Below are 14,349 nucleotides of genomic sequence, written 5' to 3'. Positions count from 1 at the left end.
AGCCGGGAGTGCACCACCTGTACCGTCCGGCCGCTCCCGACGACCTCCCACCCGGCCTGTGCGTCACCCTGGGCGGTTCCCGGTGAGGCCGCCCTGCGGCATCCCCGCCCTCAGCCGTCCAGGTAGCGCAGCACGGCCAGCACCCGGCGGCTGTAGCCGGGGGTGTGGTCCAGCTGCAGCTTGTCGAAGATCGCGTTGACGTGCTTCTCCACCGCGCTGACCGACACGTACAGCCGCTCGGCGACCGAGGTGTTGCTCAGCCCCTGCGCCATGTGCTCCAGCACGGCGCGCTCGCGCGGGGTGAGGCGGGCCAGCGGGTCGGCGCGGGTGGTGCGCGCCAGCAGTCGGCGCACCACCTCCGGGTCGAGGACCGTCCCGCCCTCGCGCACCCTCTCCAGCGCCTCCAGGAACTCCCCCACCTGCGAGACCCGGTCCTTGAGCAGGTAGCCGACCCCGCCGGAGTCGCCGGCCAGCAGTTCGGCGGCGTAGCGCTGCTCCACGTACTGCGACAGCACCAGGACGGCCACCCGGCCGTGTTCCGCGCGCAGGCGCAGCGCCGCCCTCAGCCCCTCGTCGGTGTGGGTGGGGGGCATGCGCACGTCCACCACGGCCACGTCGGGGGCGTGCTCGGCGACCGCGGCCAACAGCGCCTCGGCGTCGCCGACCGCCGCCACCACCTCGTGGCCCTCCTCCTCCAGCAGCCGCACCAGGCCCTCCCGCAGCAGGACCGAGTCGTCAGCGAGTACCAGGCGCATGGGGGCTCCGTGTCGTCGTCAGCGGCAGGGTGGCGCGCACCGTGGTCGGGCCGCCCGGAGGACTGTGTACCGTCAGTGTGCCGTCCAGGGCACGCACCCGCCTGGCCAGCCCCGTCAACCCGCTGCCGCCGGGGTCGGCGCCGCCCCGGCCGTCGTCCAGCACGCGCAGGTCCAGGGTGCGGCCCCCCTCGTCCAGGTGCACGGTCACCGAGCGCGCTCCGGCGTGCTTGACGGCGTTGGTGATGGCCTCGCGCGCCACGAAGTACACCGCCGTGGCGACCTCGCCGGGCGGTGGCGCCGACAGGTGCGAGCGCACCTGCACCGGCAGCGGGCTGCGCTCGGCGACCTCGGTCAGCGCCGACTCCAGGCCCAGGGTGTCCAACGCGGCGGGGTAGACCCGCCAGGCCACCTCCCTCAGTTCGTCCAGCAGCACCCGCGTCTCGGTGTGCGCCTGTCGGACGAGCCCGGCCGTGCGCTCGGGATCGTGTCGTCCGCGCTGGGCGCGCCCCAACAGCATGGCCAGGGCCACCACGCGCTGTTGGACGCCGTCGTGCAGGTCGCGTTCGATGCGGCGCCGCTCCTCGTCCACGGCCCGTACGATCCCCGACCGGGTGCGGGTGAGTTCGTCGATGCGCTGGTTGAGCAGGTCCTCGCGGCTGGGGCCGACCAGGCGGCGGGCCAGGGTGCGGTCGGCGGCCGAGGCCAGTGCCGCCGTCAGCCACGTCGCCGCCAGGACGAGCAGGCCCATGACCAGGCCGAGGCTGACACTGGAGACGTGCATGTACGCGCCGGGCATGGTGACGGGAGCGGTGGTGCCGTTCCCGGTCAGCAGTTCCAGTGCGGCGCCTCCGACGAAGACGGTCACGAGCAGGGCCGCCATCGGCGTCAGGTAGCCGCACACCAGCGCCACCGGCAGGCGCAGCAGCAGGTAGGCCACGCGCGGGGCGGTCTCGGGCCGGGGTTCGACGGTGCATCCGGCCCACCGTGCCAGCCGGGCCAGGTCCGCGTCGCTCAGGCGCACCGCCCACCGGGACACCGCGCCCCGTGCCCGGTGCCGGGTGCCGGAGGGCAGGGCCGGGGAGGAGGCCAGTACCGCGGCCGCCGCCGCTGCCCAGGCCAGGGTGAGGGCGGCGGTGCACAGCCCCAGCAGGGTGCCCGTCAGCTCGCGTCCGGCCCGCCCCAGGGGCGCGGCCGCCGACCTCGCCCAGGCGCGGGGGCCGTCCCCTGCCTCGGTCTGTTCGGTCATCGGCCCCTCCTCTGCCCGTCGGCGTGTGCGGTGTGCTCAGGCGTCCCGGCGCAGGAGCACCAGGGTGCCCGCCGCCAGGGCCGCCGCTGTCCAGCACATCAGTACCATCCCCCCGGCCGCGGGGGAGAGCGCGTCCGGGGACTGCCCCATCACGAACGCGCTGTCGACGAAGGACACCCCGGCGGCGAACGGCAGCCGGTCGGCCAGATAGACCCCGATTTCGTTGCCCAGCAGCAACAGCATCAACGGCAGGCCCATGATCAGCATGAACACCGTGGTCAGGGTGGCCGCCGCCGATCGCAGTGCCGTGCCCACGCCCAGGGTGAGCACCGCCACCGCGGCCAGGTACGCCGACTGGCGTACCGCGTCCGCCACGGCCTCGCCCGGGTCCAGGACGCCGTACCCCTCGAAGACCGGGTGCAGCATCACCAGGTACGACAGCAGGGTGCCGATGGTGGCCAGCACCAGGCCGGCTCCGAACACGAACGCGGTCAGGGACAGGGTCTTGGCGGCCAGCATCCGTGCCCGCGCCGGCACCGCCTGCAGGGTGGGGTGGATGGAGCGGGAGGAGTACTCGGAGGTGATGACCGGCAGGGAGAGGGCGATGACGGCGAACTGCACCACCCACAGGGTCGCGTAGGCCGCCATCTCCGAGGCGGGTACGTCGGCGGAGGCGACGAGGTCGTTCTGCATGTTGCTGATGGTGGCCACCGCCGCGCTGGGCGCCACGGCGGCCATCAGGGCCAGGGCGGCGGCCGTTCCCCACCAGGTGGAGCGCACCGAGCGGAGCTTGACCCACTCGGCGGAGGCGGCCGCGGCCAGGTCGGCCAGGGCCCGCGCGGGGCCGGGGACGCGGTCGGCCACGGGGGCGGCGGGGGCCGGGTGTCGCGTGGAGGTCGTCACGGTCGGTTCCTGTTCTCGGTGGTGTACTGCACGCTGTCGGCGGTCAGTTCCCGGTAGGCCTGTTCCAGGGAGGCGTCGCGGGTGCTCAGCTCGTGCAGGAGCACTCCCGTCCTGTGGGCCAGCTCCCCGATCCGTTCGACGGGCACGCCGGTGACCACCAGTTCGCCCGGGCCGGGGCGCTCCACCCCGGCGCCCTCGCCCTCCAGGGCGGTGACCAGGTCCTCGGGGTGGGGTGTGCGCACCAGCACGGCCGTCCAGGCGCTGTTGCCCAGCACCTCGGCCAGGGGCGCGTCGGTGATGAGCCGCCCGCGGCCGATCACCACCAGGTGGTCGGCGGTCAGCTGCATCTCGCTCATCAGGTGGCTGGAGACGAACACGGTGCGCCCCTCCTCGGCCATGGAGCGCATCAGGTCGCGGATCCAGCGCACGCCGTCGGGGTCCAGTCCGTTGACCGGTTCGTCGAAGATCAGCAGGCCCGGATCGCCCAGCAGGGCGGAGGCGATGCCCAGGCGCTGGCTCATGCCCAGGGAGAAGGTGCCCGCGCGTTTGCGCGCCACCTCGGCCAGGCCCACGGTCTGCAGCACCTCGTCCACGCGGCGCTCGGGGATGCGGTGGGTGCGGGCCAGTGACAGCAGGTGGGCGCGGGCGCTGCGGTCCGGGTGCACGGCGCGGGCGTCCAGGACGGCGCCCACGTGGTGCAGGGGCCGGTCCAGCTCCCGGTAGGGGCGGCCCTGGACCAGGGCCTGTCCGCGTGTGGGCCGGTCCAGGCCCAGCACCATCCGCATCGTCGTGGTCTTGCCTGCTCCGTTGGGGCCGAGGAAGCCCGTCACCCTGCCGGGGCGCACCTCCAGGTCCAGGGAGTCCACGGCGAGGATGTCTCCGTAGCGTTTGGTCAGTCCCCGCAGGGTGATCATGGTCGGTCCCGTCGTCTCGTCGCGGAAAAGGGGCGTTGATCACGCTAGGGAGCGGGGGCTGCGCGGACCATGGGGCGGACCGTCCGGCCGGATGCGGTGCGCCCCAGGCCGGGGGTGGGGTTTTCCGCAGGACGCGCCGGTGTCCCCGTCCTGGCCGGGGAGCGGGTGGTGCGCGGGGCGGGGGCGTCGGCGCGGCCACCGTGTTCGCCACTTTTCCGGGACGGGGAGCCGATTCGTGCACGGCCGCGCCCACGCGCGGATAGCGTTGTTCCGTTCCCTGTTGCAGGAGGTGCTCGGTGTCCCACACCTGGACCGCGATCGACTTCGAGACCGCCAACCACGACCGCGGCAGCGCGTGCGCGGTCGGGCTGGTGCGGGTGCGCGACGGCGCGGTCGTGGACCGGTACACCACCCTGATCCGGCCGCCCCGGCAGGCGGACTTCTTCTCCCACCACAACACCGCCGTGCACGGCATCACCGCGGCCGACGTCGCCGGCGCGCCCTCCTGGCCCGAGGTGCACACGCGCATCGTGGAGTTCGCCGGCGGGGACCCGCTGGTGGCGCACAACGCCGCCTTCGACATGGGCGTGCTGCGCCGTGCCTGTGAGCACACGGGGCTGTCCCACCCGGCGTGGGAGTACGCGTGCACGCTGGCGCTCTCGCGGCGCACCTGGGCCGAGCTGCCCGACCACAAGCTGCCGACGGTGTGCGCCCACATCGGCCACCGGGTGGTGCACCACCACCGGGCCGACGCCGACGCCGAGGCCGCCGCGCGCATCATGATCGCCGCCATGGACCGGTACGGAAGCTCCTCGCTGGCCGACCTGTCCCGCGCCGCCCGGCTGGAACTGCGCCGGGTGCAGGCCGCCGCCGGGCGGCCGGTGGACCGGGCCGCGGCGGTGTCCGCGCCCGCCCCTGAGGAGGGCCGTTTCGGCAGGTGGCAGCGGGCCTCCCAGACTCCGCTGCCCGCCCCCTCCCCCGACGCCGACCCCTCGGGGCCGCTGTACGGGCGCACCGTGTGCGTCTCGGGCGACCTGGTGTCCATGGACAAGCCCGAGGTGTGGCGGCGTGTGGCCGAGGCGGGCGGCCATCCCGCCAAGAACGTGACCCGGAAGACCGACGTGCTCGTGGTGGGCGGCCACGACGGTGCCGGCAAGACCGCCAAGCACCTGCGGGCCGAGGACTACCGTGCGCGCGGCCAGCGCATCGACTTCGTCGGCGAGGCCGAGCTGCTCGCCCTGCTGGGGATGACCACCGGAACCTGAACGGGGCCAAGGGGCCGTACGCGGGTGGCCGCCCGCGCTCCGTGTCGGATACGCGGGCGGCCACCCGTGCCGGTCAGGCCCCGTGCTGTTCGGTGTTGGGGAAGCGCAGGACGGCGCAGGTCCCGTCGCTGGTGTGGCCGTGGTCGAGCAGTTCGCTGAACCCCGCGCCGGACGCCAGCGCCGAGCGCAGCATCAGCGCGCTGGCCGGGGCGCGAAACGCCGCGTCGGCGTCGTCCAGGTTCGCCGGGTCGTCGGCGATCAGTATCGGCTCGTGGGGCGAGCCCCACAGGTCGGACTCACCGTCGCGCTCCGCGCCCAGCAACAGGGTCTGCACCCGCGCCTCCGAGAGCATCGGCAGGATCTCCTTGGCGCCGTGCACCGCCTGGTCGTTGGCGAGTTTTTGCTGGTAGTCGGCGAGGATGTCGTCGTGGCTGTCGATGACGAAGTCGCGCAGCGCGTCCTCCGCCGCCTCGTGCAGGCGCTCCTCCGCGTCGGGGCCGCCCCGACCGCCGGGCACCAGCCTGATCGGGATGGTCAGCTTGCGCTCTCCCAGGTTGTCGCGCAGGAAGGCGATGGCCTCCTCGTCACCGCCGACGAAGATGACCTTGGCGTCGACCTCGGCGACCGCGTCGCGCACGTGCTGGGCGATCCTGCTGGCGTTCTCCCGCCATGTCTCGCGGGGGAAGTGCTTGCCGTCGAAGCGGCCGTTGTAGCCGCTGAGGACGCCGGGGCCGCCGCGGCCCATGGGGTCGATGTTGCGCAGGTTGGCGCCGGAGAACTCCTGTTCGGAGACCGGTTTGGTGGAGGGCTTGGCCGTGTAGGCGAAGACCTTGGCGTTGACCCGGTCCAGAGCCACCAGGACGTAGGGGAGGTAGCGCCCCCGGTCGACGACCAGGGGAAGGGGGTCGGGCACCGGCATCAGCCGGGCGTGGTCCTGCCTGGGCGGCTCCGAGAGGGTGTAGGCGCCCAGAAGCCGCCCCTCGGAGGCGAACAGGGACTGCCCGTGGTCGCCGAAGGCCCGGGAGGAGCTCTCCCTCACCGCTTCCTCGAGTACGTCCAGGGTGGCCTTGTCGGTGCCCTGGGAGGACAGGTCCTCGCGCAGGTGGCGCCAGCGCAGTTCAAGCTCCTTGGCGGCATCGGTCCTGTCGCGGCTGGTGTCCAGGTGTACCGAGGCCACGGGAGCGTCGCTCTCGTACAGAGGTCGCAGAAAACCCAGGTCCATGTATCCGCGGGGCGTGTGTCCCCGCCCCGCTCACCTCCTTCTCGGGGTCGGTCTGCGGGCCATCCTCGGGGTCCATGCTGCTCACGCCGAGCGCGCCACGTCGATACAGACACGCTCCTTGCCCAAGGATTTCCTGGCCTTGGACGTGGCCCCTACCCAGTGGGGCGGGAGACAGTGGTGCCTGACCGGAAAGGGTCCCCAACTGTCGGGGTCGGCGGGGTTCCGTGTCCCTAACGTCGGTGGTGAAGGAGGGAGGCACCATGCTGGACCGGCTCAACCGGGCGCTGGAGAAGGTCGAGGAGGACCCCGGGGCACCGGTGGACGTGGCGGAGATGGCGCGTATCGCGCTCACCTCCGAGCACCACTTCCGCCGCCTGTTCTCGGCGCTGGCGGGGATGCCCCTGTCGGAGTACGTGCGGCGGCGCAGGCTCACGCTCGCGGGCACCGAGGTGCTGCGGGGCGGGGACAGCCTGCTCGACGTCGCGGTCCGTCACGGCTACGGGTCGGCGGAGGCCTTCGCCCGGGCGTTTCGCGCCATGCACGGCGTGGGGCCCGGCGAGGCCCGCAGGACCGGCGCGGTGCTCAACTCCCAACCGAGGATGACGTTTCGTCTGACCGTCGAAGGGAGCACCACCATGCGTTACCGGATCGTGGACAAGGAGGCCCTCCGCCTCGTGGGGCCCGGGGCCAGGGTGCCGCTGGTGCATGAGGGGGAGAACCCGGCCATCACCGAGTTCGTCCGGGGCTTGGGCAGGGACGTTCACCGGAAGCTGGCGGAGCTGTCCGACCAGGAGCCGCGCGGTGTCCTGTCGGTGACCGCGAACGTCGACCCGTCGTGGGAGGAGGGCAGCGAGCTGGACTACTACCAGGCGGCGGCCACCTCCTCGCCCGCCCCGGAGGGGATGGAGGTCCTCCAGGTGCCCGCCGGTACCTGGGTGGTCTTCCCCTTCGAGGGCTCCTCGGGGAGTTTCCCCGAGTCCCTGCAGCGGATGTGGGCGGACGCGTTCGCGCAGTGGTTCCCCTCCCACCCCTCCTACCGGACCAAGGAGGGGCCCTCGATCCTGAGGGTGGACTACGGGCAGGACCCCACCTCCGCCGAGGGTGAGCTGTGGCTGCCCGTCGAGCGGGCCTGAGACCGTCCGGCCGGTGTTCGTGTGGCCCCGGCCCCGCGGCCGGGGCCGCACGGGCACGCCCCCATGGCGCGCCGGCCCCGTGGCCGGCGCGGGGTGAAAGCCCCCGTCCCCCTGCCTGGGCGGCCGGTGCGCCGGTGCGGCCGCCGAGTGTCACCACCGTCGGACAGACTGGGGGCGGGAGCCGTCCAGGGGTTCCCCCCGACAGATCCGGAGGCCGTCATGGACTGGAAGCTCGAAGTGGTCGTCGCCCCGGTGGAGGACGTGGCACGGGCCAAGGAGTTCTACACCGGGATCGGCTTCGCGGCCGACTTCGACGAGGGCGAGGGGGACGGCCGCACGGTCCAGCTGACCCCGCCGGGTTCGGGGTGCTCCGTCGTGCTCGGCCGCCAGGTCCAGCACGGCGAGCCCGGCTCGCTCTCCGCCCAACTGGTGGTGGAGGACGTGGAGGCCGCGCGCGCCCACCTGCTCGCACACGGGGCGCGGGTCTCGCCGGTACAGCACTTCACCGAGGACGGCGCTCTGGCGGAGGGCCGCGGCGAGGGGTGGAACTCCTTCGTGTTCTTCACCGACCCCGACGGGAACCGGTGGTCGGTGCAGCAGCGCCCCTAGACGCGGGCGCGGCAGCGGTCCAGGAACCGGCGCAGCACCTCGTTGAACCGCTCCGGCCGTTCCAGGTTGGGCAGGTGCCCGGCTCCCTCGATGATCTCCACGACCGAGTCGGGGACCATCACGTGCATGGACTCGGTGAAGCCGGGCGGGGTGAACCTGTCGTGCTGGCCCCCCACCAGCAGGGTCGGTGCGGACACCCTGCGCAGCAGGGGGACGTAGTCCTGGCGTCGGGCACGGCCCAGCAGCGCGGCCGCCGCGCCCTCGGGCGGGGTCGCGTACATCATGGCGCGCACGTGGTCGGCCACCTCGGGCATGTCCCGCGCGTTGTCGGCGGTCATCATGCCCACGAGCATCTCGTCGGCGTAGCCGCGCATGCCCTCCGAACGCAGCCGCTCGGCCAGCGCCGCGCGGGCGGCCCTGCCCTTGTCGGTCTCGGGGCGGGGGTTGGTGGCGGCCAGGGTCAGCGAGTCGATCCTGTCGGGGAAGAGCCGGTACAGCTCGAGGGCGATCTGGCCGCCCATCGACAGCCCCACCGCGCTCACCACGTCCAGGCCCAGGTGGTCCAGGAGCGCGGACAGGTCGCGGGCGAAGGTGTCCAGGTTGGTGGTTCCGGGCACGACGGTGCTGCGCCCGTACCCGCGCAGGTCGGGGACGATCACCCGGTAGCCGCGCCCGGCCAGTGCCCGGACCTGCGGTTCCCACATGGTGCGGTCGAAGGGGTGGCCGTGGATGAAGAGGACGGGGTATCCGGCTCCGCGGTCGGTGTAGGTGACGCTGATCCCGTGCACGGGGGCGGTGCCCGGGCCGTCGCTGCCCGCGGTGTTCGTCGTCTGGTGTGCCACAAGAACCGATGCTATTCACGCGCGCAAGAGGCGCTTTCACCGGGAGGGGCACACCGGTGGGGGCGGACGGGCCGCAGGCGGTCCCTCTCACCTGCGGCCCGGATGCACCGTGGCCCGCCGTCCCCGGGCACGGTACGGCGCGGCGGACGTGGGCCCGCCGCGGTGCCGGGCGCTCAACGCCCGGCTACAGGGAAGACGCACGCGGGCGCCGTCGGGTTCGGCCCCCTTCCCGAGAAGGCGCCGGTCTCTTCCGGCGCCCTGCCCGGTGTGCTTTTCCTCAGGTGTGCGCCGCGGCCCTCCCGGCGCGGCCCCGGCCCAGGACCAGTGCCGCCACCAGGTAGGGGAGGGCGAACAGCGCGAAGGCGGTGCTGTGGTCTGTCAGGGTGAACACCCCCGCGTACAGCAGGTAGGAGACCGTGGTGAGGGCGTCGGTGCCCAGTGCGGCCACCGAGGTGACCGTGGCCCGGCCGGAGCCGGTGATGCGGTCCTGCAGGCGGGCGTCGGCGACCACGCCCGCCGCCTGGCACACACCGAATCCCGCGCCGATCAGCACCCATCCCGGCAGGCCCGCGACCAGGGCGCCGACGGCGACGGCGGGCGCGGCCAGGCCCAGCAGGAGGGCGAAGGCCCCCGCGGGCAGGCGGGAGGCGGGTCCGGCGCTCAGGCCGCCGACGGTGACGCACACCCACACCACCAGCACCACGACGGGCACCGTGTCGGTGGGGACGCCGGTCTCGACGGCCAGCAGGGGGACGTACTCCTCCAGCATCATCCAGAAGGAGGAGACCACGACCACCAGGATGATCGCGCCGCGCACCCGGCGGCTGGAGCGGGCCTGGGACAGTCCCTCGCGCAGGACGGCCCGGTAGCCGGAGGACCCCTCCTCGCCGTCTTCGGAGACGCCGGCGTCGGTGGCCGCCGTGTCGGTGCGGTGTTCGGGCAGGGCCAGCGCGGCCAGGGCGCACAGCACGCAGGCGGCGACGCTGCCCGCGCCGACCGCGGCGTAGCCGCCGTGGGCCATGACGGGGACCGCCAGCAGGGTGGAGGCTCCGACGAAGGCCACCTCCAGGGCGCGGGCCACACCCATGACCTGGGCATAGCGGCCGGTGGCGCCCCGGTGGCCGAGTTCGGTGTAGACGAGGGCCTCCAGGGCCCCGGAGGCCAGGGCGCCGCCCGCGCCCCACAGGACGAAGCCCGCGGCGAAGGCCCAGTAGCCGGGCCAGAGCAGCCACAGCGTGAACCCGGCGGCGGACAGGAGCGGTGCGGCGGCCAGCAGGTGGCGGCGGGGCACCACGTCCGCCCAGGCCCCGGCGGGCACGGACACCGCGACGGAGGTCAGGGACCAGACCACGAACAACGAGCTGATCTGGGCGACGGACAGGCCGGTCTGATCGAACAGGACCGCGTACAGCGGGTAGAGGAGGACGAACTCCCCCAGTGCCGCGTAGGCGTACAGGGGTCGGGTCAGGCGGGTGGCGCGCGCGTGGGACGCGCGCGGGGGCAGGGTGGTCATGGAGGTCTTTCGGTCGAGCGGAAGGGGGCACCGGGGACGGGGTGCGTCCGGTGGGCCGCGTGCTCGGACCGAGGACCGGTGAAGGACTTAATGTCGCTGGAACATGGCTCCAGGATAGGCGCGGGCGCCGCGTTCGGCCAGGGGGTGTGCACGCGGCCCGGTTCCGCGGAGGGGTCGCCACCCGATGGTTCGACGGCGGCACGGCATGGCTTATCTGTGTCTTCACCCTGGTCAGATGTGGTTGCGGATTCCGAATCCTTCGGCAGGCCGGGGTTTCGAGGCCTTCACTCACGGACATCATCAGTAACTGAAAGTCACATTCAGACACCGAAAGTGATGGGTTCGCCATGAAGAGCACCAGCCACCGGATGCTGACCGTCTTCGCCCTGGCCCTGGTCGGCGCTCTCGCCGCCACCAGCCCCGCCGCGGCCGCCGCCCTCGGGGAGTCGGCCGGCGGCCTCCTCGGCGGCGTCGGCGGTTCGAACGGCCTCATCGGCAGCCTCATCGGCAACGTCTTCGGCGGGGGCCTGTGAGGAACTGAGGCGTCGGTGCGCACCAGGTGAGGCCTGGGCGGACGAGGGCCCGTACGTCCCGGACGGGAGGTGCGGGCCCTCACCATGTCCGCGGGGATGTCCGGACGGCACGGCGCAGGCCCGGGGAACGGCACCGCCGACGGGGGCTCCGGGCTTACCGGGGCGCCGACCGTTCTTGCGGGTCACCGCTCGCATGGGGCCGTCGGTTCGGCGGGGAGGCGGCCGCAGGAGGACGGGGGGTGCGGGACCGGCGGCGGTACCAGGCGGCGAACAGGGCCACGGCCAGGAGCAGTTCGGCCAGGTCGCCGCCGTAGTACATGAGCTGGGCGGCCTCGCCCGCCAGGGCGGTGTGCTCGGCCCCCGGCGGCCAGGTGTGAGGGTGGGCGTAGAGGAGTTTGGCCAGGAACGAGTGCGCGGCGACGGCCAGGATCAGGGCGGTGAGGCGGGTGGCCGTGCCGGGGCGGCGCGGTGCGGGGTCGGGTCCGGCGACGGACCAGGCGAACAGGTATCCGGCGGCGAGGTAGTGCAGGTGGACCAGGGCGTGTACCGCCGGGTGGGTCTGTGCGGCCGCGTGCACGGGAGTGAGGTGGACCAGGTAGAGGCCGCCGGTGTCGAGCAGCAGGGCGGTGGCCGGATGGCCCAAGACGTGCAGCGGTCGGCTGCGCAGCACACGGGCCACCGGGCGGCGCCGGGCGGTCGGCAGGGTGCGCAGGGCCAGGGTGAGGGGCGCGGCCATGACCAGCGCCAGGGGTGCGTACATGCCGATGAGCAGGTGCTGGAGCATGTGGACGCGCGGATCGTGGTGGGCGGTGTGCGCCAGGGACGGCACGAGGGCGGCGGCCAGCAGCGCCACTCCCAGGGCGAAGGAGGCCGTGCGCAGGCCGCTCCAGCCGCGCGGTGCGCGCCGTGCCCGTCGTGCCGCGACGGCGTAGGCGGACAGGGCGAGGGCGAGCAGGGCCAGGGCCGCCGCGAGTCCCCAGCCGGGAAGGGACGCCCCGGCGCCCTCGTGGACGGGGTGGGACGGGCTCATCGCGGTGCGGTCGGGCGGCCGGTACCGGGGGCGCGGCGCGCCCACCAGGCCGTGAGCGCTCCGGCGGTCAGCAGCAGTACGGCGGCGCCGTTCCACGCCAGGTCGTAGGGCAGCAGGTCGACGCCGTAGCGGATCTGGTGCAGTCGCAGCACCTTGTGATCGATGACGCCGTCGAACAGCTGGAAGCCGCCCAGGCCCAGCAGCAGCCCAGCCCACGCGGCACGCCGGTGCAGGGCGCGCCGACGGCACAGGTCGGCGAGGAGGAAGAAGCCCGCGACCAGCGCGACGAGTTCGCCGGCGTGCAGCAGCCCGTCGGACATCAGCGCCACCATCGGGGTGGAGCGGTCGTAGAAGTGGTGCCAGGCCAGGATCTGGTGGAAGACGATCTCGTCGACCGCGGCCATCAGGCCGGTACCGATCAGGGCCGTGGCAGCCAGCGAGCGGCCCAGCCGGGGGCCGTGCCCCTCGCTCCCTCTTCCCGTTCCCATGCAGGTCCTCGTGTCCGGAAGGGCCGCGGTGCCGAAGAGGCGGGCCGGCGGTGCGCCGCCTCCGGGTCCCCCGGCGGAACCCGTCGCGCGCCCCGTGCCCACGATGCCACCGGCGGCCGGGCGGAGAACGGCGCCGCGCCGGACGGGGCCGGTGGAGGGTGAGGGCCTCAGCCGCCGTGCAGTTCGTGGGCCCAGGCCTCCAGTCCCGCGGCGAACCCCTCCCTCTGGCTCGGGGAGAGCCGCTCGAAGGTCCGCAGCAGCGGCCGGGCCCTGCGTTCCACGAAGGCGCGCATGAGCTCGCGGTGCTCCCGGGCCAGGGAGACCAGGACGCGCCGCCGGTTGGCGGGGTCGTTGCGGCGCTCCACCAGGCCCGCCCGGGACAGGTCGCCGACCAGCTCGCTGACGGTGGAAAGCCCCACGTCCAGGCGGGAGGACAGCTCGCTCACGCCGAGTTCCTGTCCGTGGGAGAGCTGTGCCAGTACCGCTCCGTGCCGGGCGGTGAGGCGGTTCTCGGTGAACAGCCGGCGCAGGTCCTCGGGCATCTCGGAGTGGGCGCGCCGGTAGTAGGCCTCGATCAGGGGCACGAAGCGCAGCGCCCCCTCGACCAGTGCGCGGTCCGGCATACGCGTCTCGCCGCCGGACCCGTCACGGCCGGCCACCTCCTGGTTCATGGGCCCGATGCTATCGGGGCCGTGGCCGGTCGGCGGTCAGGAGGCGGCTCCCACCTGTCGGCGCGGGCGGCGGATCCGTCCAGGGTCCGCAGGGCCCGGTGGCGCACAGGACGGTGTAGCGTGCGGTGGCTCCCCGGGGGGCGAATACGCGGGAGCGGATCAGGCCGGGAGGTAGAGCACCGGCAGGGCGGTCATGCCGTTGGCCTTGAGCCTGGCGCGGACGAACCGGTGGAAGCTGGGTCGGGGGAGCTGCCTGAGCAGGAAGGAGACCGCACCCGTGGGCAGGCGCGCGTAGTTGACCAGGGGGAAGGGCGACTCCTCCAGGGCACGCAGGGGCGTGGAGTTGTCGACGCCGGTCTTGGCCGTGTACCAGCCGGTCAGCTCCTCCCACACGTCTGCGGCCGTGTCGCCGTCGGCGGCGCGGAAGTGGTTGAACAGGTAGGTGCCGTCCGCGGGGTGTTCGGTGTCACCGATCCGGACGGGGTTGCGTGCGGGCATGACCAGGTCGGCGCCGAGCCTGTCGGGGGCCGCGGCCCGGCGCACCTCCTCCAGGTCCTCCGGCGAGGCGGCCTCCACGAGCATGGTGACGTCGAACCCGGGGGCTCCCCTCAGCGGTGGCATCAGGACCGCCTCGAAGACACGGGCGCGCAGGACGTCGTCGCGCTCGGCCAGGGACCATGCCAGGGACAGGCACTCCTGGACGGCGTCGTCGCGCTCGGCGCTGCGGCGCGGGAGGGGCCCGCGCGGCGGTGCCACGGACAGGGCGATGTAGAGATAGCCCGAGGGTGAGGGCTCGCGGAAGTCCGCTTTCGGGTACGGGGTGTTCTCCGGTGTCATGGTCAGTCCTCTTTCGACACGTCACATCTTACTTCGGATATACGAAGTGTCATTCGAGGGTCCCGGAATTCCCGCTCGCGCCGCGCCGTGCGAGCGGGATCCGCCGGTCAGCCGTGCCCGCCGGGACCGGACCGGCCCAGGTGGAACAGGTATTCCCGCCGGTTCAACGGATCGCCGTCGATGCGGGCCCGGAGCGGCGGGGTTCCTGCGCGTCGGGGATGGGCGTGTAGTCCGGTCAGCGCGGTCACCGGTTTCCGGTGCGCCCTGTCCGGTGAGGGCCGATCCGAACACCACCGGATACACCGACCCGTGCGCGACCTGCCCGGCCAGGATCCCGCGCAGTCCGTCCGGGCCCGGCGGGGGCAGGCCCTCGTCGTGCTCGGCGAGG

General features: G+C 73.6%; 15 protein-coding genes. 4 read left to right on the top strand and 11 right to left on the bottom strand.

The genetic code is table 11. From position 1 onward, the window contains the following. Positions 1-110 precede the first annotated feature (110 nt). From A6A08_RS04430 to A6A08_RS04415, 4 genes are read right to left on the bottom strand one after another with little or no spacing between them, the layout of a single operon-like run. Entirely contained in the window at positions 111-755 is a 645-nt protein-coding gene (locus tag A6A08_RS04430; protein WP_073701222.1) for a response regulator transcription factor, read from the bottom strand. Next, positions 736-2,001, bottom strand: a complete 1,266-nt coding sequence (locus A6A08_RS04425) for a sensor histidine kinase (protein ID WP_083608827.1) — start codon at positions 1,999-2,001, stop codon at positions 736-738. The genes A6A08_RS04430 and A6A08_RS04425 overlap by 20 nt, the downstream gene beginning before the upstream one ends. Positions 2,002-2,037: 36 nt before the next feature. Then, positions 2,038-2,904 carry an ABC transporter permease gene (locus A6A08_RS04420; protein WP_073701221.1) on the bottom strand — a complete coding sequence of 289 codons (867 nt, stop codon included), beginning with the start codon at positions 2,902-2,904 and terminating at the stop codon, positions 2,038-2,040. Continuing rightward, a complete protein-coding gene (locus A6A08_RS04415; RefSeq protein WP_073701220.1) occupies positions 2,901-3,818 on the bottom strand; it encodes an ABC transporter ATP-binding protein in 918 nt (305 codons plus the stop codon). Before A6A08_RS04415 ends, A6A08_RS04420 begins: the two co-directional genes overlap by 4 nt. Positions 3,819-4,114: 296 nt before the next feature. Here A6A08_RS04415 and A6A08_RS04410 point away from each other — a divergent pair, with 296 nt between their 5' ends. Continuing rightward, positions 4,115-5,083 carry an exonuclease domain-containing protein gene (locus A6A08_RS04410; protein WP_073701219.1) on the top strand — a complete coding sequence of 323 codons (969 nt, stop codon included), beginning with the start codon at positions 4,115-4,117 and terminating at the stop codon, positions 5,081-5,083. A gap of 73 nt (positions 5,084-5,156) precedes the next feature. Here A6A08_RS04410 and A6A08_RS04405 read toward each other — a convergent pair whose 3' ends face one another. Continuing rightward, positions 5,157-6,305 carry a hypothetical protein gene (locus A6A08_RS04405; protein WP_073701218.1) on the bottom strand — a complete coding sequence of 383 codons (1,149 nt, stop codon included), beginning with the start codon at positions 6,303-6,305 and terminating at the stop codon, positions 5,157-5,159. A gap of 260 nt (positions 6,306-6,565) precedes the next feature. On the opposite strand from A6A08_RS04405, the gene A6A08_RS04400 reads away from it, so the two are divergent. Next, positions 6,566-7,438 (top strand): AraC family transcriptional regulator, encoded by an 873-nt coding sequence (locus tag A6A08_RS04400; protein WP_073701217.1) that lies wholly within the window; start codon positions 6,566-6,568, stop codon positions 7,436-7,438. A 219-nt stretch (positions 7,439-7,657) separates the two neighbouring features. Then, positions 7,658-8,047: a VOC family protein gene (locus A6A08_RS04395; protein WP_073701216.1), complete on the top strand. Its 390-nt coding sequence runs from the start codon at positions 7,658-7,660 to the stop codon at positions 8,045-8,047. Here the strand turns inward: A6A08_RS04395 and A6A08_RS04390 are convergent. Both A6A08_RS04390 and A6A08_RS04385 read right to left on the bottom strand, forming a co-directional pair. Next, a complete protein-coding gene (locus A6A08_RS04390; protein ID WP_274533999.1) occupies positions 8,044-8,889 on the bottom strand; it encodes an alpha/beta fold hydrolase in 846 nt (281 codons plus the stop codon). The two genes, A6A08_RS04395 and A6A08_RS04390, sit on opposite strands and share 4 nt — an antisense overlap. A 277-nt stretch (positions 8,890-9,166) precedes the next feature. Then, positions 9,167-10,402, bottom strand: a complete 1,236-nt coding sequence (locus tag A6A08_RS04385) for an MFS transporter (protein ID WP_073701215.1) — start codon at positions 10,400-10,402, stop codon at positions 9,167-9,169. A gap of 347 nt (positions 10,403-10,749) precedes the next feature. Here A6A08_RS04385 and A6A08_RS04380 point away from each other — a divergent pair, with 347 nt between their 5' ends. Continuing rightward, a complete protein-coding gene (locus A6A08_RS04380; protein ID WP_073701214.1) occupies positions 10,750-10,935 on the top strand; it encodes a hypothetical protein in 186 nt (61 codons plus the stop codon). A gap of 154 nt (positions 10,936-11,089) precedes the next feature. Here A6A08_RS04380 and A6A08_RS04375 read toward each other — a convergent pair whose 3' ends face one another. The 4 genes from A6A08_RS04375 to A6A08_RS04360 all read right to left on the bottom strand — a co-directional run bounded on the left by A6A08_RS04375 (position 11,090) and on the right by A6A08_RS04360 (position 13,961). Beyond that, entirely contained in the window at positions 11,090-11,965 is an 876-nt protein-coding gene (locus A6A08_RS04375; protein WP_083608848.1) for a cytochrome c oxidase assembly protein, read from the bottom strand. Beyond that, on the bottom strand, positions 11,962-12,453 hold the full coding sequence (locus A6A08_RS04370; protein WP_073701212.1) for a DUF2243 domain-containing protein: 492 nt from the start codon (positions 12,451-12,453) through the stop codon (positions 11,962-11,964). Before A6A08_RS04370 ends, A6A08_RS04375 begins: the two co-directional genes overlap by 4 nt. A 167-nt stretch (positions 12,454-12,620) precedes the next feature. Next, positions 12,621-13,124, bottom strand: a complete 504-nt coding sequence (locus A6A08_RS04365) for a MarR family winged helix-turn-helix transcriptional regulator (RefSeq protein WP_073701211.1) — start codon at positions 13,122-13,124, stop codon at positions 12,621-12,623. A gap of 159 nt (positions 13,125-13,283) precedes the next feature. Then, the gene (locus tag A6A08_RS04360) at positions 13,284-13,961 is read right to left on the bottom strand and encodes a hypothetical protein (RefSeq protein ID WP_073701210.1); all 678 of its coding nucleotides are present in this window, start codon (positions 13,959-13,961) and stop codon (positions 13,284-13,286) included. Positions 13,962-14,349: the final 388 nt, after the last annotated feature.

Source organism: Nocardiopsis sp. TSRI0078, assembly GCF_001905145.1.
Lineage (GTDB): Bacteria > Actinomycetota > Actinomycetes > Streptosporangiales > Streptosporangiaceae > Nocardiopsis.
Note: the sequence above shows the minus strand (reverse complement) of the source record. Positions and strands in the feature narration are given on the sequence as shown.